Source organism: Asaia lannensis NBRC 102526, from assembly GCF_024054035.1.
GTDB lineage: Bacteria > Pseudomonadota > Alphaproteobacteria > Acetobacterales > Acetobacteraceae > Asaia > Asaia lannensis.
In genome coordinates this window covers 1-21262 of record NZ_JAMXQU010000004.1, presented here as the reverse complement: position 1 = coordinate 21262, position 21262 = coordinate 1, and the positions used below count along the sequence as shown (strand labels likewise).

Below are 21262 nucleotides of genomic sequence, written 5' to 3'. Positions count from 1 at the left end.
AAGAAATTAATGCGTTTGTAACGTTACATTAGCCAAATTACTATGACGCTGTGTCATCTGCGCCCTGTATCGGCAATGTCGCGCTATCCACCCCTCACCCAATAATACAATACGGTATATCTGGCGAAAGAAACTGATGCTCCCAATGATCGAGCAGCCCTTGTGAGCGAATGCTCTTGCCGCAGGAAGTCGAGGTCGTTGTACCCGGCAGAGCCGACATGGCAGGCGGCTATTTCCGTCTTCTGATCTGTGACTTCCCTGCTTTCACCGTCCTTGCTGCTTCACCTCTCTTGCAGGGAGAGGGACATTGCACAAAGAGACACCGCCCGCAGGATGCACGAAAAACGGATCCCGTCTTGCTGCCCGGGCGTCGAGATAGGCCGTGAAACTCGGGGTATCGATGCGCATTACCTGATAGACCGGGCGCACGGTCTGGGCCATGTCCGACGCCAGAGTAATGCTGGCAATCGGAATCGTCTGACGGACATCGGTATAAAAGCCGAGATCACCTGTACCTCGTGTCAAAGCACCCAGATGCTCCATGCCTTCCAGCACGCGCCCGACGACAGCCAGATTGCGATCGAGCTGACGCGGGGCCTCGCCATTGACCACATAGAGTTCGCGCCCGTCTCCCGTATCGGGTGGCATGTCGCGTCCGACACCGACCGTGCCATAGCATTGAGCGGGCCAGACCAGGTTTTTATCGCGCCCCACAGCCCATCCCCCGGCAAAACCTGCCTGAGGCGCATAGGCATCCGGATAACCAAGCGCGCGGTAATCGAGCCCGGCAAGCGGGCGTTCATATTCTGCGGGTGGATGCATCACAAACCCCTTGGGCAGTGAAGCGGCCTCATCATGCACACGCCATTGCACGACGTAATTATCCTGCACGCGGGTGATGGCACCCCCATTCCATTGATGCGCTTTTGCAAGACGCATGATATTCGCGACATGCACAGGTGCAAAATCCGGCGCCAGCTCGATTACCACCCGATCTCCATCGGCCAGTTTCATGACGAGCAGATGGTCCGGAGCCACGTCGCGCCAGGCTGAGGCCGGTGCCTTGGCGACGATCTCGGCCGGGCTTGGCACAGAGCCCGGCGTGGGAACCGCCAGAGCCGAAGAGGGAGACAGCAGAGCAGTCAGGGCGATGAAACGGCGCATAACACAAGACTGCCCTTCCATTGCGGTCTTGCACAGTTTTTTCTGGTATATCGACTTTTCTGGCATATCGACCGATTTCGCAAAGCCTGCCGCCAGACTATCGATGGAGGGCCCCCCTCACGGTCGTCGCGACCTGAGCGCGCGACGTGCCAAGGCAACAGGCCATAGCTGGATATCGCCTGTGCATGCCCATCCCCGGCCCTCCAGAGAAGACATGCACAAAACTGGCACGGGGTACGCTGGACGGACCCGCGCCGCCGCTTTCTCCACTGTTTTCTATCGACGCGGCTTTTTCGCAGGAAGACCGGCTATCGCGCGTGCCACCCAGATTTTCAGCGCGTCAGGACGGGTATGCAGGGCTTCAGGCACAACGACATAGGTCTTGCTGGGCGCGCTATCGGGTTCGTAACGCAAGGCCTGCGCACCCGGGAGTGCCAACAAAGCCTCGCGGTCTTTCCCATTCATTTTGAGCGCCAGACCGACATTGGAAAGCGAAGCGAAGACCTTACCGCCAGCATAGCCCATAATACCCCCGAACATGGGCCTGAAGGACAGATCGAACTCCGCCAGATCCGGACGCATCAGGATTGTCTGCAATGCAGCAGGATCGTACGTCGTCATAATCCCCCCCCCCAAAAAAGCTCTTTGGTTCTTCATCGTGGAAAACACTATGCCCGTCGTCAATGGAAATCCCGCGCCTTCAATCTTGGCGTCACGGTGCTCTCTTCTTCTTCCGAAACAGCAATGCTGCGCATCAGGGAAGTCAGGTCTTCCAGCTTCTGCATTACCACATGAATGACCTCACCCTCGCGTTGCAGGGTTCCATGACAGGCCACGGCATTGACGCCGATCACGATACGACGCTGCGCCTCGGCACGGTCTTTCCAGATAATGATATTGGCTGTGCCGGTTTCGTCTTCCAGCGTCATGAACATCACGCCATGCGCTGTGCCGGGGCGCTGGCGCATCAGCACCAGACCCGGCACAACCACACGACTGCCATCGCGCAGGCGACGCAGATCGGCGCAGGTCACCATGCCGCGTCCGGCAAATTGCGGACGCAGAAACGCCATCGGATGCTGACGCAGGGTCAGACCGAGCGTGTTGTAATCTTCCACGACCTCGCGCCCCTCGCTCATGGGGCGTGGGGCATAAGCGGGCTCGATCACTTCGGGGCCGGGGCGGTTGAGCTTGCGGTCTGCGGCGGCAAAAAGCGGCAGAACCGTATCGGCCAGCCCCTTGATGGCCCAGAGTGCGGCACGACGATCGAGACCCAGACTGCGAAAAACATCGGCTGCCGCCAGCGCATCGAGTGCAGAGACAGGAATATCGGCGCGACGCCAGACATCGTCGAGCGAGTCATAGGCCGGAAAGCGATTGGCAATCAGTCGGGCTGCATGCTCATTGGACAGGCCTTTTACGAAACGGAACCCCAGACGCACAGCCAGCGTTCGCTTGCCCCGATCCGGTTCGAGCGCACAATCCCAGCGTGAGGCATTGATGTCGATGGCGTGCACGGTCACGCCATGCTCGCGTGCATCGCGCACCACCTGGGCAGGGGCATAAAATCCCATCGGTTGCGAATTGAGCAGGGCCGCACAGAAAACATCCGGATGATGGCATTTCAGATAATTCGAGACATACGCCACAAGCGCGAAACTCGCTGCGTGACTCTCTGGAAAGCCATAGGACCCGAAGCCTTCGAGCTGGCGAAACGTACGTTCGGCAAAGTCGTGCTCATACCCATTGGCAACCATACCCTCGATCAGCTTTGTCCTGAAATGCGAGACCCCGCCGGTGAACTTGAACGTCGCCATGGAGCGGCGCAGCTGATCGGCCTCACCGGGTGTAAAACCGGCACATTTGATCGCCACCTGCATGGCCTGCTCCTGAAACAGCGGCACGCCCAGTGTCTTTCCCAGAATCTGCCTGAGTTCCGGCTGCGGGTAATCGGGCTCTTCAATACCCTCGCGCCGACGCAGATAGGGATGCACCATATCGCCCTGTATGGGGCCGGGGCGCACGATAGCCACCTGAATCACCAGATCGTAGAAGGTTCTGGGCTTGAGACGCGGCAGCATGGACATCTGGGCGCGGCTCTCGATCTGGAATGTGCCCAGCGTGTCGGCGCGGCGTATCATGGCATAGGTTGCCGGGTCTTCGGGCGGTACGGAGCCCATATCGAGCTGGCGAATGCGATGCTCGGCCAGCAGCTCGAAACCGCGACGCAGACAGCCCAGCATACCAAGCCCCAGCACATCGACCTTCATGAATTTGAGGATATCGATATCGTCCTTGTCCCAGACGATGATCTGACGATCTTCCATCGCAGCGGGCTGGATGGGCACGAGTTCGTCCAGCCTGTCGCGTGTCAGCACGAATCCACCCGGATGCGTGCCGAGCTGACGCGGTATCCCCACCAGTTCGGAAGCCATGCGCAAGGTGAGAGCCAGACGCCGGTCTGCGAGATTGAGATTGAGCTCTGCCGCACGCGCCTTGAGCTGCACCGGATCGCCCAGAGAAGAGGCGAGATATTTGGACAGGACCCCGAGCAGATCCTCGTTCAGTCCAAGCACCTTGCCGGTTTCGCGCAAGGCTCCCTTGGGGCGATAGCGCATGAGGGTGGCACATAGCGCCGAATGGCTGCGGCCATAACGGCGATAGATCCACTGGATGATTTCCTCACGACGGTCGCTCTCGAAATCGACATCGATATCGGGCGGTTCACGACGCTCTGCAGAAATGAACCGCTCGAACAAAAGACCGGAGCGCACAGGATCGATGGCCGTAATGCCCAGTACGTAACAGATGGCCGAATTGGCGGCGGATCCACGCCCCTGACAGACGATATCGAGCGTACGTGCCTGACGGACGATACTATGCACGGTCAGGAAATAGGGGGCGTAATCGAGAGAACCGATCAACTCCAATTCGTGAGCGATCTGTTTTCTGACGGCCTCGTTCGCCCCCGCAGGATAGCGACGCGGCAGAGCCTCGTGCACCAGCCGGGCAAGCGTCTGCTGTGGGGTTTCGCCAGCCCGATCCGTCTCCTGAGGATACTGGTAGCAGAGATCGTCCATCGAGAAGCGACAATGTGCCTCGATCTCGGCGATACGGGCGAGCGCCTCCGGAAAGGCTTCATAAAGCCGGATCAGAGAGTCTGGCGATTTGAGTGCACGATCGCCATGGATTTCGCGCCTGTCGCCCAGCATATCCAGTGTGCAGTTTTCGCGAATAGCGGTCACCACATCCTGCAGCACATGACAGCGCGCTTCATGATAGAGCACATCGCCCGTCACAACACTCGGCACGTTGCAGGACGCAGCCAGAGCCTCGAGCGCCTGAAGTCGCAACAGATCGCCCGGTGCACTGCGATGCGAGAGCCCGCAATAAACAGGCTGTCCGGTTGAGGTGCCCGTGCGGGCCAGATACTGAAGCTGCTGTTGCGCCTGCTCATCAGGCAATCCCGGCAGCAGAATGAGAACGAGTCCCTGTGCCCCCTGAAGCAGATCGCCCCAGTCGAGCGAAAAAACCTCACGCGCACCCCGACGATGCCCCAGTGTCAGCAAGCGGCATAATGAGCCCCATCCTGGCCGGTCGACCGGATAAGCCAGAAGTGTCGCTCCATCGAGCAGATCCAGCCGACAACCGGGCAAAAGCCGTATCCCGCTTTGACGCGCAGCATCATGAGCCCGCACCATACCTGCTACCGAATGACGATCGGTCAGGGCGAGGGCCCTGTGCCCCTGTCTGTGGGCGACGGAAAACAGATCGTGCGGTGCGCTTACACCGCGCAGAAACGAATAATAGGATGTGACATGCAGCGGGGTCGTCATGACCCCTCCCCTTTCACCGGATCATGAGGGTGATGATGGCCGCTCGTATCATGAGGCATGGCATCGGCACGCTTCATGAGCACGAAACCGCAGCGCGCCAGATGGGCAACCAGTCGTTCTGCCACAAGGGTTGCCATCAGCTCATCGGCATCATGCACACGACGACGTCCGTCAAAACGCAGCGCATGGGTCAGGGCCTCGGCAATTTCACCAGGCTCGGCAGGACGCATGGTCGCGCGGGAAAGGAAATCCTGCGTCATCAGAACAGCCCATGCACGAACCAGGCACCATCGCCCGACCAGACATGATGGCCGTCCCCCCGACGGAACAGCCAGAAGCGATCGCCTTCTTCAGTCTCCACAATCCAGTAATCGCGTATGGCGCCTGCCTGTGAGGGATGCTGCCACCAGGCACCGTGCAGACGCTCCGGCCCTTCTGCGCCATGAATGTTCAGCGTCTGCCCCTGCCAGACAAAACTGCACGGCGTTTCATCCTGCGCCAGACGCGGCGGTGCGATGGCACGGGGCGGTGCAAAAAGCCGGGTGGGGCGCGGCCAGTCCGGCAGCACCCCCGCTTTGGTGGATACGACCAGACGCTGCTGTGCAGCTTCAGGGAAAGGCATATCGGTGGTGCCCGGATAATAGACAGCATGCAGACCGGGCCGGTTATGCAGACGCTCCGCCAGCAAGCCGAGAATGGCTGTATTTTCTTGCGGTCTTGTCTCTGCAAGATCGCTTTCCGTCACGGCAGAGCAGAAGCGCTCGGTCTGCTCTACCTGCAGAATCATGCACTCTATACCAAACCCCGGATCGATCGTTTCGACCTGCTCGCACAGCAGACGATGCAGGTGCGCGGGATTATTGACCGGTTCGGAAGTGCCAACGCGAACCGCCTGGGTGATGTGATCGACACGATGGCAAATCAGATCGACCCGACGGGCACCCATTCCTTTTTCCTGCAGTAAAAAGGCAATTTCCTGCACAAGAACCTGAATGACATGCACAATACTTTCTGCTGTGCCAATCGGTTCAACCAGATGACGTACTGACCGCAATGCAACGAAAGACGGTTCGAAACGAAGCGGTTCTTTTTGCCTGCCCAGCGCGTAGTCGAGCTGACGTGCAGGCACCACACCGAAGCGACGCGTCAGAGCCGACCGTGGCACACGACGCAAATCGGCTACACGGACAATACCGAGCCTATGCAAAAGATCGCATTCTTCCTGCCCCAGACGCAGTGCCTCAACAGGAAGCGGATCAAGTGCCTGTTCGATCCCTCCAGACGGAACTGCCAGAAGGGAAACCCGGTCATAACGGGCCAGGGCATTAGCAGCCCCAGCCGTATCGGCCAGAGCGACCCGCACGGTATGGCCCTGCTCTGCCAATGCCGTATCTATGGCAGACAGCATGGTGCTTTCCCCACCGAACAGATGTGCACAACCTGTGGTGTCGATCCATAATCCGTCTGGAGGATCGATCGATACGAGAGGGGAAAAGCGACGACACCATTCAGCCAGCTCGAGCAAGGCCTCTGAAGCGCGTGCCGGACACAGGGGCTTTGATACCAGATCCGGCACGAGGCTACGTGCCATAGCCAGCATCTGGCCTTTCTGAACACCGCAGTACAGAGCTGCTTCGTTGGCCGCCAGAACTTTCCGCTGCTGGCCTTCACGCCCATACAACACCAGAGGCAGGGTTGGGTCGCGATGCGGATGCGCCTTGTGCCAGAGCGTTGTGTGCCAGTACGGCAGCCAGAGGGAAAGAAGACGGCGTGACATGATCCGTTCCGACCCTCCAATGCAGGGTATCGCCGCCACGATGCCGCAGCAAAGCAAGTGAAAGACCTTCGGGGAAAGGCAGAAGAGCGCGGCATCCCAGTCTGACCGGCGCAGAAGGCGCTGCGGCGATACGCCACCGGGTCCAGCAGGCGCTGGGCGGCACAATCTGTTCATGACGATGAAGCAGAAAGCCGGTCACACCGAAGGCCTCTCCCGCCAGAGCCAGCCGACGCGAAGCCGTCAGGGAAAGTGGCATGGACATATCTGCAATGACGGCGAGTACGCCCTGACTGCGCAAGACATCTTCCACCGTTGCAGCCATGCGTGCCGGATCGACCTCAATGCAGAGCAGGCGCTCTGCTGAAAGACCCGCCTGACGCAGGCCATTCAGGATCGGCGCCTCGCCCGGTGACGTAACCCAGATAACCGGCCCGGCTGCATGAGAGAGCACATGCGCAATAAACTGCGTTGGGCGGGCACAAAGAACACGATCATGTCCGTTTCCCAGAAATTCGTGGAGCACGCCGCGACGCAGCCCTCCTTTGAGGGCATTATCGACCAGAGACAGACCAGTCTGCAGATAAAGCGCTTCGAAGGACCCTCGATAACGTTGTTCAATACGCGCAACGCTTTTGCGCAGCATCGCCATATCCGATCTGTCATCCATGATGGTCCTCCTTCAATTCCGCCCGTATCATACGAACAAAACGAGAACAACCACCAGAGTTTCAGAGATTTCCCATGCTGCTTTCCAAGATAGGAAACATTACGTCGGGTTGTTTTTTGAAATCAGCACCTTGTTCAGGGAACCAGGACGCGCGGAGCTTCCATCAATGCCAAATTTTTAATGTAACCCATTTGAAGAAACCTGCTGTGCCCGAAATGGTTAGAGCCGTCGTGACATCAATAAAAAGGACATGAGTCGCGTGATCACCCTTTATCTCTGGGTTATTCTAAAGCTCGTTATCGGCTTTACCCTGATCATTTCCTATCTGAATGTCACAGGTCGCAACCAGATTGCCATGATGACCTCGGTCGATCTCGTCGGGAATTTTATTCTGGGCGGTGTCGTGGGAGGTATTCTCTATAACGACAAGCTTCCCATTCTGCATTACATCGCCTTGTTGGTTCTGTGCATCGCCCTGATGGCACTGTTCAATGCGCTCTCACGCAAAATTCCCGGCCTGCGCAAACGCACGATTGGCGAGCCCATTACCATTATCCGTAATGGACGTTTCCTGATCGAGAATTTCAAGGAGAACGCCAGCCGTATTGATATGAAAGATATCGCCACGGCCTTGCGCATGCAGAACATTTTCAGCTTCGACGATATCGATTTTGCCCAGATTGAAACCACAGGCCATGTCAGCGTCATCATGAAGGAAGAGGCCAAAAAGCCGTCGCGTTTTCTGGTTCTCCGCGGTGAAGTACTCGAGGAGGAACTCAAGACGCTCGAACGAAGCGAGGCATGGCTGAAAACCGAACTGCTCCGGTTAGGCCTTGACGATCTGGAACAGATATTTCTGGCCGAATGGGTTGGCGATCATTTGCTGGTGGTCACTACGGATGGAGTTGTACATAATAGTATCAAACTCCATAACTAAAGTTCCTCTCCTATTGAAAGTCCTTCCGGACATTCACGGATGGGCGTTTCTGCGCAGTATGAGACTGCCCGTAGCAATGTGTATTATGGCTTCGGAAACATCGACGCGCTGCTCGTAATCCCGCACGAGATGTCACCAGCGGATCCATCCGAATTGTCCGCAGGCGTCATAGACCGTGCAAAACGGAAACCCGCGCATCAGGCTGCGAAGCCGCCAATAAACCGCCTGCTAGGAGCCCAAGAGGATTAACAGCTTTCGAGACTATCTATTCTACCCATAACGACATGAAGGGGTCATTATCTCATTCTCAGGATAATGACCCCTTCAATAAATCAAGCAGAGTTACGGTACTGATTTGCCTGAGACGCACGAACCAACCATCGCTCGATAAGAGCCGTGCAAATTACAGGTTAGAGCAATCTCGGTTATCGCGAACGGTTTCGCCCAAACAGCCCATTCATCCGCACCCCAACCGTAGAGATAAGTTTATCTGTCCAGCTTCTGTTATCATTCCTATGTTCTTGTTCTTCAATGATATGGCGATGCTGAGATACGGGCACTTTCTCGACGATCTCTCCAACTATTTTTTCACCAGTATCGGCTTTGAGCGAGATCTTTTTGATACAACCCGAAAAATCACCAAAGACAGTCAATCTGAACTCGACGGCCTTTCGATCTGCAGGCAGGCTGAACCTGAACTCGCTCTTTTCATGTATCGTGGACAAACTGTCCTCAATACTGAAAAGGCCCTCGTTATTCTTGGCCCAATCGGATGAAATATCAACTTGCAATTTTTTGAAGGATGTCTCGGCATCATACTCCAAAGAAAGGATGTAATCCCCCTTGAGCAAATCTACAAACGGTCCATAGAACACCCGACCAGCTTCGCCTTTTTTGACGACAATCCCTGTCGACAGCAACTTGCCGACCTGATCAACGACAATGCAGGGATTTTCCGGGAGCCATTCATATTGTTGTACATCCTCAACAACAAAGCTTCTTAGCGCCCCTTCAAAGTCACCAAAAACACTCAATCTGAACTCCAGAGATAGCGCTTCTTCCGGAAGGCTGAAAAAGACGCTTTCATGGTCACGCTCGACGACAGTGTCATAGGCGCGTTCGTATTCTCCAACGGGAGGCCGCCCACCACCGCGAGAAATGTCGAAAAATACCTTCTTATACTTAGTATCTTCAGTGAAATTCAGTGTGAGTTTATAATTCCCGGGCGGGAGATCTACGTAGGGTCCATAAGTAACACGCCCGCTCTGACCTGCACGAACAAGGATGCATCCATCTTCGAGAGTGCCGACCTCATCTATGACCACACTCTTATCCAAAGGAGTCCATACATGCTCCTTCTCACTATATACTTTTTTCGCCTTCCAGATTTTGCAGTAATTGTTAGCCCCAGTGACACCTAGCTCACTTAGATCACCAGCATTGAGCTTGTTGCGCATAGCGACAAGCGTTCTCTCCGGAGAAACGTATACGACATTCTGCTGCTGTCGCTCCGGTGTCAGATAGCGCACTTCTCCCAAAAACTGATCGTCAACCTGTGGAGTATTCTCCCGCTCCAGCATCGCAGCAGCAAAGCTCTTGCCTAGCAAAGGACCAGCGGTCGGGTAATGGTCATGGGTGCCGTAAAATTCGTCACGGCAGTTTTGTACGATTGCATTGATAACCAATTCCCATTCTCTGCGCTTTGGCAGAGACCAGAGAATACTTGTCTGGGTTAGCGCCCAGCACTCCATCCCATCGTACATTTCCCGAAAAGCCGCCACACCATGACTTTTAGGAACATTCCAGGGCGTGAGCATTTTGATCGCCAGGTCGAAATATATACCGCCGTGTACGTACATCAGACAGTAGCGCGCCAGATCACACTTATAGGAATACGGCTTTAGCTGATCGAATGCCCACAAGACATCACGATCAAGCTCTTTACCTATGAACTCCCGGAGATCGTCCCCACCCCAAAGCTTGTATTTAGCATCGGGATAAAAATCACGGGCGATCTGAGCATGATTTTCCAACATACCCGGCAGTTTTTGCGGCGTTTTGAAATCGTCCACAATAAATACCTGATGGAGCCAATCAATTTTCTGAAATTCGTTAGACATATCTTATTCCTGCCTGCAGCGCGTAAGCCAATCAAAGTGCGATCAATTGATACTCAAGTAGTGTTCCGAAGAAAAAACGACTAGTCTCAAGGCGGAATTCAACCATTTCTTTATCTTCTGCAATACTGAATGGCACAACCAACATGTTCGGCTGTTGCATGTCCCCAAATTTCTTGGCAACGCGCGCAAAAGCAACGTGGTCAGATCCTGCCGCAAAATCGATAATCACCTTGTTGAACCATGTATCGGCTGAGAAATAGATCTTCAGTTGGTAAGAGCCAGCATTCAGATTTACATAAGGACCGTAGGTAACACGTCCCTTTCTCCAACGTCTTATACGTATGCCAGCGTTCGTACGAACACCCCCGATGACCTGGATAGCCGTATTTTGGGAATCCCACGTAGTGGTTCTGATTTCCCTTATCGAGAATGCGACGATTGCTCCGGCGAATTTACCGAGATTATGAACGATGAACTCGATATTTTCCTGATTTTCGTCGAGATCTACAGGAAACGAAAAAGCGCCCTCTGACGATAACTGAGACGATTGGACGATAACTGTCTTCAGAACAGCTTTTTGACCTCGTGCCGTCAGATCGACACGAACGCGATCGAACTCACTGCCCTGCGTGAATTTGACCGAGACGACATGATGACCGGCCTGCAACGGCGCATGTGGCCCAAAAATCTGGGGGTGCCCATGATCGCTGCTCAGAACGATCCCTTTGTCAGACAGGATCGCGCCGTTGCTGATCTTGATGGACATATCGTCTGCGCTCCATAAGCGGGTCTCCTCGCCGTAGATCGAGCGGTTATTCCACATGACATTATAGTTGTTCGAGCCATTCAGGCCCAGATGTACGAGATCTCCAGGAAGCCTTTTAGATCTGAATCCGATGACAGTCCCTTCGCGTGAAACATAGGTCACATTGAGCATGTCTGAGTCTGGAGTCGCACATCGACACTCGCCAACGAACTGATCGTCAGCATCGGGGGCCAGCCATCTCTGCGTCATCACAGCAAGGAAAGCACGCCCCAGAGGTACAGGCCCGGTTGGATAAAGAGGATTCGATCCGTAATATTTTTTATCGCAATTATAGACAATGCGCTCGATAGCAGCGGCGAACTCAGGACGCTCCGGGAGAGCCCAGAGGACGCCGGTTTGCAAAGCCGACCAAGCCGGAGATGAGAAGGACACATCTCGGAATGCTGCAACTCCTTTCTCGGTCGGGATCTGCCAGGGCTTCGTCAGATGCACACCCAAATCGACGTACAAGCCGCCAAAAAGATATAACAGCGCAAAGCGTCCGAGATCGGCTTTATAGGAATACGGTTTCAGCGTGTCGTATGCCACCAGCACTCGAGCGTCGAAATTCTCCGCTATGAGATTACGAAGTTGGTTGCCGCTCCATAATCTGTGCTCAGCATCTGGATAAACGGAACGCGCGGCATCGATATTGCGTGCCAGTTCTGACGGGATTTCGTCTGGTATCTCACCATCATCCACTATCATGATCTGATGAAGTTTTGTAATTTTATGATATTCAGACATTTAAAATAAGTAACCCGCCGCTGTTGAAGGAATAAACAAGAATTCTAGACAGTACTATTCCTATAGGACCCGCAATTGGACTTTTCAATACCATATACAAACGAAACTGCCCGCTCCACACTTTCGCTCATAAGGATCAGTATCTATGATAGGATTCGATCCCGTCCTGTACACTATCGCAATCATGAGCCTTGCCGTCGCGCAATAGAACACATCTGGTGCAGGAGTCTCTTACGAACTCCATATTGTGCGACACGATTATCAGACTTCGATCTTCGCGTTTCTCGAAAAGTTCCCGGTGACACTTTTCGGCGAACCGGGCATCGCCGACCATGATAACCTCGTCGATCAGATAGCATTCAAACTCGATCGCAAGGGAAAGCGCAAACGCGAGACGTGCTCTCATACCGGACGAATAGGTTTTAACCGGCTCAAGCAGCTGCTTTCCGAGCGCGGCGAATTCATCCACAAACTCTCTTGTCTGCGGATAATCCTTCTCATAGATGCGGCAGATAAATCGCAGATTGTCCAGCCCACTGAGGCTACCTTGGAATGCTCCAGTGAACGCCAATGGCCACGAGACGGACATATCGCGCTCGATACGGCCGGCTGTCAGGTAGTCGACACCCCCTATCAGGCGCAACAGGGTCGACTTTCCAGCACCGTTATGACCAAGAATCCCGAGCTTTTCCCCACGTTCAACAGTGAGATTGACGCCATTGAGAACTCTTCGAATACCTCCGGTAGTATGGAAATCCTTCGTCACGTTGATGCATTTCAACATATCATGCTTGCCTCGACCTAGACGATCTCAAGGTGCTTGCGCACGTTTGCTGTCAGGATAATACCGATAAGCAGCAGGAGGCCGGTTATCCAGGAGTCGAAAAATACGTCGTAGTGAACATTTGCGCCCATGCCAAACTGTCCGCCTCGTATCATCTCTACGTTGTGCACCATTGGAGAACACAGGAGTATCCATTGATACTTTATAGGGACCCAGCTGACCATTATGAAGGCGCCAGTAACTGGAAGAGCCAGATAGCTGAATATTCCGACGACCTTCTCAACGAAATCAGAGAGCTCGCTCAACGAGGCCGCAAGGAGCGCCGTTGCGAAACAGAACAGGCTTTGGAAAAACAATCCAAGGAATAACAGACCGAAATCCTGTGGGGGCTTCATGAAACCAAACAGAATAGCCCCGATCGTCACCACCACGCCGGCCATGATGGTCCCGATAATTTCGAGAAAGGACCGTGCGGTTATGATATCGAATGGCGTTACCTGCCTGTGGAACAGTAGGCTCCCGTTGGCCTCATAGGCCTTCACGGCTCGACCGAGACAGTGTCGCCACATGGTTAGGGGCACGTATCCCGTGACAACGATCGCAGTCATCGCAAGTCCATGCTCACGGGCGGGTCTGATAGCAGTCCAGAGAATCGCCACACCCGCACAGAACATGATCGGCTCGCCGATAACCCACAGAAATCCGATATTTTCGCGGCCATAACGTGTATGAATCTCTCGCAACACGAGAGCATGTATGACTTTGAACTGCAAATAAAAGCACTGCCAAATAGAGTACTTCTTCGAATGTTGGGTACTCATGTGATCTTGTGCTCCCGTGCTCCTGCAACGAGTAGCTTGATCATCACGTACAACCCGTATGTGCAGAATATTGAGATTGCCATGACGTAATATACCGGCGGATATTCGGGATAGTCGGGCTGATCCGGCTTCGTCACTTCTTCCAGGAAAACCATCTGACGATTTGCCTGTGCTTTTGCGGCCTCCAGGGAGGCAACTTCAGACATCAATACCTTCTCGAGCAACTGCCTCTGTATAGACAGGGTATCGAATTCCGTAAGCTTGGGAACGAGAGACTCCGTCCCTCCGGTGAGACGAGATCCTGCCGTTTTCAGCTCATGCTGCAAAACGGAAATCTGCTGCTCATACACCTTTATCGTTGGGCTTTCCGGGGATGTGAGACGCATACGATCAAGCCGCATCTGAGTAGAAAGCAGCATTGCCTGTAAAGCATACTGGGTTCCGACAAGCGGAGCCGTCTGCTTTTCAGGATCGATTATCGCATTCGTATCGCGGAAATTAGCCATACGCTCCTGCAGCTTTTTCAGCTGCGCGAGTGTATTTGTGACTTCTTTTTGTGCTGCACCGATAAGATTCTGACGCTGCCGATCGTTGATCTCGTTAATCAAACCCTCAGAAGCCGTGATCAATGCCGTCGCTATGCGCTTGGAGTCACTGGCACTAAAGGTCCGTACTCTGAGTACGGACAGGGATGTTTCAGCGTCAACCTGCGCTTTGATATGCCTTTTATAATATCTGTAAAAGCTTTCGTGATCTGTACGCGAATACCAATTCGGATAACGCGCCATGAAATCTGCATTTTTTGGATCGAATACCTTTGCAAGACCTTCTTTCTGTATAAGAAGGTTCATTGCATCACGCGAGGTCATGTAGTCCTGTACCGCAAAGGTATTTTCGCTCGTGATACTCTCTCCACCAACCTGAAGGAGCATGGAAAGAGAAGTCCCGTTCTGACTGCGCTCGCTTCTGACCATGAAATGCGCTTCGGAAACGTATTGCGGGCTAGCAATACAAGTCAGGTAGATGAATAGGAGAATATTAGGAAGGATCACGCAAAGTGTCAGATCGGGTCTTTTTCTAAAGAACGCGAGGACAGGCATAATTATATTTTTGCGCGTACGGGGCTGAGGCGTGTATCCCTCTATCCCCTGCCCTGCTGGCTGATCCGACATTGATGACCTTTCTGCTCAATCTATAGAGTGTCTGATAACAGATACTGGAAGTTTCGGCTCGACAATCTGGCTACTGCCTGCAACAAACAATAGTCATTCACACTAACTTGCGCCTCCCCCATTGGGATACTCGGCGCAAGTCGATCGGCAGCCAGGCTACGAAGATCAATGCGATGAACCCGAAAGGTCACCGCCCACCTGCGTCTTTTCCCTCAACACTCCGACGCCGCGACGTCCGAAAATTTCGATTTTTTGATAGTGAAGGTAGTCTTCAAGCGCAAGCGATCTGATGCGCAAATGCTGCGTCCTGAGCCCACCTTCGGGTCGCCATATGAAAGGCGTGCCGTCGATTCCGCCGAACATATCGTGATTATCTTTGCGAAAGACGGTTTTCCACTGCCGCCCTTCGAAGATCTGAATCGTAAACCTGAGCCCACGCTCGGAAGCATCGTCGATCCGGTTGTAAATACGAATTTCTTCGATCTCCGCGTTTGCACCCAAATCAACCTTCCACCATGGATTATCCTCAAGATCGGTATGAAAAGCGAAGAATTCGTACAGAATGTCCTCGACGGCACGGGCCGAATCTTCCTGGGTCGTTTTACCGGCAGCGTGCTCCCAAACGGAGCTTTGATCCGTCGGTCGGTTCAAGGCAAGATCCACACACCCCGAAGGTGCCGGGAGCGTTCCACGCTCCTGGATGCGAATATGAGATCGCCTCATAACCGCCTCGAAATTCCAGTCTCGCTCCTCAAGACCATATCTGGCAATGACAGGCCGCAGTCGGCTCCTGACGTTTTCAGCTCGGAACGGGAGAGAAAAATCCAGAAACAGATCCAGCAGCTGTCCCAGATAGTTTTCTGAGGTCCCCTTTTTCAGATGGGCCGCCACCAGGTGACCAGCCCCTTTGATCATCAAGACCGGATATCCCTCCAGGGCGTACACGCCTGCATGCGGGGCATCCTGCCACTGGCGTGCACCGAACATCAGCACCGATGTTTCGCGCGCTGCTTCACTGTCCGTATCGAACGCCCAGAATTGTGGTGTCTGGTCATTCTCCCAGCCAGCAGCAAAATTATTGTATGGGTATCCGAAACTGTAGAGAGGAGAGAATGCAAGCGTACGATCAATGTTATCGCAGTACCTGGGAAATAGGAGTGCCCCGGATCCGCCCATCGACTCTCCAAGAACCGCCACGTTTTTATAAGCGCTTACCATATCGGCAGCCTTACGAAACATGTCTTCCGCCTCTGGTTCCTGGTACCATGACGAATAACGATCCCGGACGAACAGCATGGATATTCCATACCGTCGAAGCGATCCCTTGAACTCTTCAATTGGGCCAGCTAGACGCGCACCCGCCGACGCAAACACAACCACAATGCTATCTGTTCCCGAGGGATAGTAGGACAATGTATATCGGCCAATCTGCTCGATAACGGCGTTGTCGTTGTCTTCCATCATACTGCCGACCCTAGGAAAGTGGTGTTTGCTACTTGCAATAAAAAATTACAAAAGAAACATACCTAACGCATTCTCCCGCAGACTTACAGCCGCAAATTGTGTCAATCTTTAGGTTGCTACACTTTGTAGGCGCTTGCACAATAAATACAAATCCTACGCGTTCTTAGTATAACTATAGGCAGAATATCAGAAAATAGGTCCCTGGAAACTATCATCAAAATTTACTGAGTATTTGTTTTGATGACTGCACAACAGTATTGCAGTACATATTCCGAACAAATTTTGGTAACTCCCTTCATCACATGGATCGTGAGCGTTGTTACCTCTCACGCAACATCACAATCCATGCTCGATTCACTCGCTTACCTAGCCATATAACCAGCGGTAATGCCTGGCTGAACGATCGTACTGATGAGAGCAAACAGCTTATAGAATTCGTTAGACTTGGAGTTGGAGAAGTAGAGAAGGTCCTTATCGCGCATCACAAAGCGCTGCGCGAGGAAGTAATTACCGGCGTTCATCATATCAATCTGATAAACGACAGGCGTTACCGTAGCCGTATCCGAAACTGGCAATCCAAGCCTACGCACCACGTCATTGTTTTCATAACGCAGAAGGAAGACCCCGTTCGGATCGGCACGACCATCCGAAGGCCCCCCCGCCCGCGCGAGCGCCTCTGCCAGAGTGAGCTCAGGAACATTGAAAGGAACCTCGCTTACCTTTCCAGCGGCGCCGAACACCGTAAACGCGCGCGGCTTATACATGACGTTGATTCGGTCGCCAGGCCTGATCTGTATATTCTCAGATGGATCATTCACCGGCAGTGTCATCGGAACACGCACGACGTGCTCGCCACGTATAATCTGGATAACAGAATCTTCAGGGGCATGCACTGTACCCTGAGCGAGCGCAACGATATCCAGCAACCGCTCTCGCGAGGGCGAAAGAGAAACACGACCCGGCCGTTTCACATCGCCAAAGATCAAGGCAGAATTCGTGACGCCCTGTATCAATCGGACGATCACCTGCGGAGACTGGGATTTCCCAGTCAGTTTGCCTCGTATATTAGCCGCCACTGAGTCCGTAGTCTGATGCGAGACATTCATCGTGCCAATATATGGGACTGTTATAGTCCCGTTTGCGCTCACCACCAGTGGGGGTAAATTACTCAGCACCGTTCCGGCCTCTCCGCGTGCCTCGGCCGGCGTTGAACCCATCAATATCCCCGCTGCCGGAGGAGAACCTACCGCAGAGCCGGTCAGAGACTCGATGGTCGAACTCCCGCTAGCGTTACCGCCCGTACCGCCGAAGAGGGAGTTGCCAACCTCATAAATGGATATCTGGAGCGTATCCCCCGGACCAATCGCATCATTGGAGGAACTCGGAGCAGTGATGCTATTTAGCGCGGACAAGGGCGAAGGAGACTCGCTTTCAAGAAGCGAGACAAGATCGGCACTTATCTGAACGATACCAAAACCAAGCGTATTTTTTTTCGCGTCTTTTTGGGTTTTCAATATCTGCGTTTCGGTAGGCCCACTATTCGGAAGGGCTCCGCAGCCGGACAGGACGAGCATGGACGTGCCGGTCCCTACCAGCAATAGAGAACGCAACCTCACAACAGCCTCCAGATATCAACGTCGCTTCGACGCACATTAAATCACTTGGGGGTTTTGTGCCTGCGGAAAGTGGAGGCCTCCCCTGTGGGACGGGCCATTGATAGGCCGAATCATCGCCCCATGACAAGAGAACGGAAAAGAAAATTGTCCGAGACTTACTTGTACCGGAAATATCGCAACGCAAAAATACGTTACTTATTCAGGAGGGATTTGCACACATGTTCGAGACGTTTGCAGTATACATCTCCCGAGAACTGACTAAAACGCTCCGAACCTGCTTTTCTCAACCTTTCGCACAGATCATCATCACGATCCATCGCGTTAATTCCCCTCATGATACTTTGGATATCATAAGCGTCAACGATGTACGCCGCATCTCCAGCAACTTCACCCAAGCCGCCCTCAACTGAACATAGTACTGGGGTTCCTACACTGAATGCTTCCAGAGCAGGCAATCCGAAGCCCTCGGCAATTGAGGGAAACAGCAATGCTCTGGCATTTCGCAAGAGTGCCACAAGCGAGAATCTAGGCAGATAGTCGAGATGAAGGATGCGCCCCTGTTCGACACCACGCTTGAGAAAACGGAGTTCCTCCTCTGTTTTCCAAGCCATGGCTCCAACGATCACCAGGCGGCGCTTTACACCGCTTGCAAGAAATGCTTCGATCAGTCGGCCGATATTCTTTTTCGGCTCCAGAGATCCAAAGAAAATAAAATATTCATCAGGATCAAGCCCGAAGAGAGACTTTATTTCCCGTTTCTCCTCATATGTCTGCGTGTCATCCAGGACTGGAGGAAGTTCGGCAGTCTGATAAGTATTATAGACATTGCTGCGAGACGCAGGAAAAAACGAGATGATATCCCTCTTAGAAGCCTCGGATACCGTGATGATTTTATCTCCACTCCGACATATCGATCGGATTAGCCGATAATAATAAGTTTTGTTGTCAAGAGTCGTCTGAGGCAACGTCAAAGGGACGAGATCATGCAGCGTGTATACATTAACTGCGCCCCTGACCCGTATAGGTAGCGGATAGGTCCAGTGCATGATTTGCGGAGGATTAGGCAGGTCAATAACCAGAAATTTCCTTGTTCTTTTATAATATTTTGCCGCACGCTCAAATAAATCATTGCAGTTCAATATGATATTGTGCGGCGGTATTTTTCCGCCGGCATTACGAAGCTCTACCCTTCCGGAGAAGTCGATTGTATAGGCGGCATTAGCTTTTCTCGAAAAATGCTTTTTGAACCACTTCGGTGTCGGAAATCTGGCGGCCTTCCCGGCCTTCGCGCCCCCCAGTTTATCAAAAAACAATACTTCCTGCAGCGCTTTGGGCGCATTCTGCGGAACATCCAGCCCATATAGAATGTCAACCTTGTAACCGAGACCAGAGTAAGCCGCCGCAAGATTCCGGGCGTATGTTGCAACTCCGGTACCTTTAGGCAGAGCCAGATTGAAGCCATCTATGCATATCGACAGGCTGGACAAGTCAGAATACCCTTGGTCTGTTTTGCAGGCAGAGTATCGAATTTGTTAAATATCTCAAGAGGGCCGCTTTGCCTTATCCCTATTGTCAGCCCTCTGGAGAATGGACGTTTCCGGGAACGCACGTGCCCCTTCTGAAGACAAACATTTCATTGTTGTTCCAACATCCAGGCTTTGTCAGGTCTTGATCCGGTCTGCTGCATCGACGATGCAGATAACGGCCATGGAAAACGTAACATTGTTTCCGTTACTACCGTTAGGAGGAATGACCGGACGTGAGCTTCCGTTCCACAGGGCCTGACTCGCTGGCAGGATAAACGAAAGGGCGCCCTCCCGCCCGCGAGCGGCGACGCAGACTTTATCACCGAAGTCTCCACGCGAGCTGGCCGGGACTCACAATTGTCTTCATATCCGCGGGAGCCTCCCTTTTTTGCAGCCCCTTCCGTGTGATGTGTCCGAAACAATCATCAGCAAGCCATCAAACTTCAAGAGTGAACGTGCAATCATCTCTCGGATATCAGGCACAAATTATGATCATGCTATGCCGCCCCCAACACCGCGGCCCTGCTCAACTTGATCTTAATCATCGAACGACGATGACAAAAGAACACCCCTCGTCATCTTGCCTGATTTGCGTACTCACCCCTGATTACAATCTAGCTTATTGCAATCAGGTTCAGCTTCCGAAAAACAAGCAGTCAGGGATGCCCTTCGACTATCATCCGCGCTCGAAGGCCTGTAAAAATCCTTCGACGTTGTCACTCATGATCGATCGCATCCGTGATCGGACTTCTTCTTCGCTCCAGTCCCACCATCCGATCGACAGCAGACGAGCAATAGTCATCTCGTCAAAGCGGTATTTGATAATTTTCGCTGGATTACCTCCGACTATCGCATAAGGTGGTACATCTCGGGTGACTACGGCTCCTGTTGCGATAACCGCGCCAGAGCCAATCGTGGTGCCAGACATGATCGTAGCGCGGGCGCCTATCCATACGTCATGGCCAATCGTAACGTCACCCTTGGTATAGTGATCGTCTGTCGCTTCAGCGGCTTCTGGCCAAAACATGCTGATATCCTTGAATGGATATGTCGTAACTGTATCAAATCTATGATTGCCCAGTATTATGTATACTTCCTGTGCAATCGAGCAGTATTTCCCAATAAGAAGTTTGGCATATTTTTCTTCAATAACGATGGGGGATCCCGTTGCCCCATACGTATGATCTCCAATTTCCCAACCCCATTCCGCAATCTGGTAAGACAGAGAGTGTTTCAGGAGTAAAGGGAATATGTTGTTTCTCTTACGAATCATGGCACACTCTAAAAGCAGATCGGATATCGTTTGAAGGCTACCTTCTTCCTATATCCTTGCATTCCCTCCAATCGAGATTTTTTTGACTATGCTCGGCAGATAATCTGCCCGAACCTCGATATCGCTTACTGCACACATTACCGACGACACGTCTTCGATGTGGGTATTGAGGGTGATGTGGTGAGAGAGGAGATGCGAGCGATCGCCCGTCCCTGTCAGGGTAGGCGTGATGACCCGGTGTCCTTGGGCGTGCAGAATGGGCGCGACGTGGCGCCATACCCAGCCACCGCCATTCAGTCCGTGAATGAGGACTATGGGGAGTTCAGATAACATGATGCTGCACCCTGTACTTCCAGAACGTACCGGAATGCTCAGCTTGTCATGAGAGTATTGTTATCGGCAAGAGCTGTACCCTCCCCAGCTTCAGACGCAAAAAAGCCCGCTTGTTTGAGCGGGCTTGTCTTTGGTTGCGGGGGCAGGATTTGAACCTGCGGCCTTCAGGTTATGAGCCTGACGAGCTACCGGGCTGCTCCACCCCGCGAGGGTGGGGTGT

17 protein-coding genes, 1 tRNA gene and 1 pseudogene are annotated in these 21262 nt (G+C 53.1%); 1 reads left to right on the top strand and 18 read right to left on the bottom strand.

The annotated features are described in order from the left end of the window. Positions 1-264: 264 nt before the first annotated feature. From NF685_RS06915 to NF685_RS06890, 6 genes are all read right to left on the bottom strand, one after another. Positions 265-1164, bottom strand: a complete 900-nt coding sequence (locus tag NF685_RS06915; RefSeq protein ID WP_252849098.1) for a peptidylprolyl isomerase — start codon at positions 1162-1164, stop codon at positions 265-267. Between the two features lie 276 nt (positions 1165-1440). Further along, positions 1441-1785, bottom strand: coding sequence for a TfoX/Sxy family protein (locus NF685_RS06910; RefSeq protein WP_252849097.1), 345 nt, complete (start codon positions 1783-1785; stop codon positions 1441-1443). A 59-nt stretch (positions 1786-1844) separates the two neighbouring features. Further along, a complete protein-coding gene (locus NF685_RS06905; RefSeq protein WP_252849096.1) occupies positions 1845-5000 on the bottom strand; it encodes an error-prone DNA polymerase in 3156 nt (1051 codons plus the stop codon). Continuing rightward, the gene (locus NF685_RS06900) at positions 4997-5260 is read right to left on the bottom strand and encodes a hypothetical protein (RefSeq protein WP_222546726.1); all 264 of its coding nucleotides are present in this window, start codon (positions 5258-5260) and stop codon (positions 4997-4999) included. The genes NF685_RS06905 and NF685_RS06900 overlap by 4 nt, the downstream gene beginning before the upstream one ends. After that, positions 5260-6777, bottom strand: a complete 1518-nt coding sequence (locus tag NF685_RS06895; protein WP_252849095.1) for a Y-family DNA polymerase — start codon at positions 6775-6777, stop codon at positions 5260-5262. The genes NF685_RS06900 and NF685_RS06895 overlap by 1 nt, the downstream gene beginning before the upstream one ends. Further along, positions 6668-7444 carry an ImuA family protein gene (locus NF685_RS06890; protein ID WP_252849094.1) on the bottom strand — a complete coding sequence of 259 codons (777 nt, stop codon included), beginning with the start codon at positions 7442-7444 and terminating at the stop codon, positions 6668-6670. Before NF685_RS06890 ends, NF685_RS06895 begins: the two co-directional genes overlap by 110 nt. A 259-nt stretch (positions 7445-7703) precedes the next feature. On the opposite strand from NF685_RS06890, the gene NF685_RS06885 reads away from it, so the two are divergent. Continuing rightward, complete coding sequence (locus NF685_RS06885; protein WP_222546723.1) at positions 7704-8381, top strand: DUF421 domain-containing protein; 678 nt, start codon at positions 7704-7706, stop codon at positions 8379-8381. A 33-nt stretch (positions 8382-8414) separates the two neighbouring features. On the opposite strand, the pseudogene NF685_RS06880 reads toward NF685_RS06885, so the two are convergent. The 12 genes and pseudogenes from NF685_RS06880 to NF685_RS06830 form a co-directional block, all read right to left on the bottom strand. Beyond that, positions 8415-8534 (bottom strand): annotated as a pseudogene (locus NF685_RS06880) (IS5/IS1182 family transposase); the annotation flags it as partial. Between the two features lie 272 nt (positions 8535-8806). Further along, complete coding sequence (locus NF685_RS06875; protein ID WP_252849093.1) at positions 8807-10501, bottom strand: glycosyltransferase; 1695 nt, start codon at positions 10499-10501, stop codon at positions 8807-8809. A gap of 31 nt (positions 10502-10532) precedes the next feature. After that, positions 10533-12053, bottom strand: coding sequence for a glycosyltransferase family 32 protein (locus NF685_RS06870; RefSeq protein ID WP_252849092.1), 1521 nt, complete (start codon positions 12051-12053; stop codon positions 10533-10535). A gap of 136 nt (positions 12054-12189) precedes the next feature. After that, complete coding sequence (locus NF685_RS06865) at positions 12190-12837, bottom strand: ABC transporter ATP-binding protein (RefSeq protein WP_222546720.1); 648 nt, start codon at positions 12835-12837, stop codon at positions 12190-12192. Between the two features lie 17 nt (positions 12838-12854). After that, positions 12855-13658, bottom strand: coding sequence for an ABC transporter permease (locus NF685_RS06860; RefSeq protein WP_222546719.1), 804 nt, complete (start codon positions 13656-13658; stop codon positions 12855-12857). Further along, complete coding sequence (locus NF685_RS06855) at positions 13655-14830, bottom strand: capsule biosynthesis protein (protein WP_252849091.1); 1176 nt, start codon at positions 14828-14830, stop codon at positions 13655-13657. Before NF685_RS06855 ends, NF685_RS06860 begins: the two co-directional genes overlap by 4 nt. Positions 14831-14995: 165 nt before the next feature. Next, positions 14996-16294, bottom strand: coding sequence for a discoidin domain-containing protein (locus NF685_RS06850; protein ID WP_222546717.1), 1299 nt, complete (start codon positions 16292-16294; stop codon positions 14996-14998). A 362-nt stretch (positions 16295-16656) separates the two neighbouring features. Further along, the gene (locus NF685_RS06845; protein WP_222546716.1) at positions 16657-17868 is read right to left on the bottom strand and encodes a polysaccharide biosynthesis/export family protein; all 1212 of its coding nucleotides are present in this window, start codon (positions 17866-17868) and stop codon (positions 16657-16659) included. 233 nt (positions 17869-18101) lie between these two features. Further along, positions 18102-19397, bottom strand: coding sequence for a glycosyltransferase family 4 protein (locus tag NF685_RS06840; RefSeq protein ID WP_252849090.1), 1296 nt, complete (start codon positions 19395-19397; stop codon positions 18102-18104). A gap of 715 nt (positions 19398-20112) precedes the next feature. Continuing rightward, positions 20113-20709, bottom strand: coding sequence for a CatB-related O-acetyltransferase (locus tag NF685_RS06835; RefSeq protein ID WP_252849089.1), 597 nt, complete (start codon positions 20707-20709; stop codon positions 20113-20115). 48 nt (positions 20710-20757) lie between these two features. Then, positions 20758-21042, bottom strand: coding sequence for an alpha/beta fold hydrolase (locus tag NF685_RS14340; RefSeq protein ID WP_353936378.1), 285 nt, complete (start codon positions 21040-21042; stop codon positions 20758-20760). 131 nt (positions 21043-21173) lie between these two features. After that, positions 21174-21250, bottom strand: a tRNA-Met gene (locus tag NF685_RS06830). Positions 21251-21262: the final 12 nt, after the last annotated feature.

Excerpts from the sequence above, each read along its gene's own strand:
- NF685_RS14340 (WP_353936378.1), bottom strand. The coding sequence starts at position 21,042 with ATGTTATCTGAACTCCCCATAGTCCTCATTCACGGACTGAATGGCGGT.
- NF685_RS06835 (WP_252849089.1), bottom strand. The coding sequence starts at position 20,709 with ATGATTCGTAAGAGAAACAACATATTCCCTTTACTCCTGAAACACTCT.
- NF685_RS06865 (WP_222546720.1), bottom strand. The coding sequence starts at position 12,837 with ATGTTGAAATGCATCAACGTGACGAAGGATTTCCATACTACCGGAGGT.
- NF685_RS06845 (WP_222546716.1), bottom strand. The coding sequence starts at position 17,868 with ATGCTCGTCCTGTCCGGCTGCGGAGCCCTTCCGAATAGTGGGCCTACC.
- NF685_RS06890 (WP_252849094.1), bottom strand. The coding sequence starts at position 7,444 with ATGGATGACAGATCGGATATGGCGATGCTGCGCAAAAGCGTTGCGCGT.
- NF685_RS06905 (WP_252849096.1), bottom strand. The coding sequence starts at position 5,000 with ATGACGACCCCGCTGCATGTCACATCCTATTATTCGTTTCTGCGCGGT.
- NF685_RS06860 (WP_222546719.1), bottom strand. The coding sequence starts at position 13,658 with ATGAGTACCCAACATTCGAAGAAGTACTCTATTTGGCAGTGCTTTTAT.
- NF685_RS06875 (WP_252849093.1), bottom strand. The coding sequence starts at position 10,501 with ATGTCTAACGAATTTCAGAAAATTGATTGGCTCCATCAGGTATTTATT.
- NF685_RS06870 (WP_252849092.1), bottom strand. The coding sequence starts at position 12,053 with ATGTCTGAATATCATAAAATTACAAAACTTCATCAGATCATGATAGTG.
- NF685_RS06900 (WP_222546726.1), bottom strand. The coding sequence starts at position 5,260 with ATGACGCAGGATTTCCTTTCCCGCGCGACCATGCGTCCTGCCGAGCCT.
- NF685_RS06915 (WP_252849098.1), bottom strand. The coding sequence starts at position 1,164 with ATGCGCCGTTTCATCGCCCTGACTGCTCTGCTGTCTCCCTCTTCGGCT.
- NF685_RS06855 (WP_252849091.1), bottom strand. The coding sequence starts at position 14,830 with ATGTCGGATCAGCCAGCAGGGCAGGGGATAGAGGGATACACGCCTCAG.
- NF685_RS06910 (WP_252849097.1), bottom strand. The coding sequence starts at position 1,785 with ATGACGACGTACGATCCTGCTGCATTGCAGACAATCCTGATGCGTCCG.
- NF685_RS06850 (WP_222546717.1), bottom strand. The coding sequence starts at position 16,294 with ATGATGGAAGACAACGACAACGCCGTTATCGAGCAGATTGGCCGATAT.
- NF685_RS06895 (WP_252849095.1), bottom strand. The coding sequence starts at position 6,777 with ATGTCACGCCGTCTTCTTTCCCTCTGGCTGCCGTACTGGCACACAACG.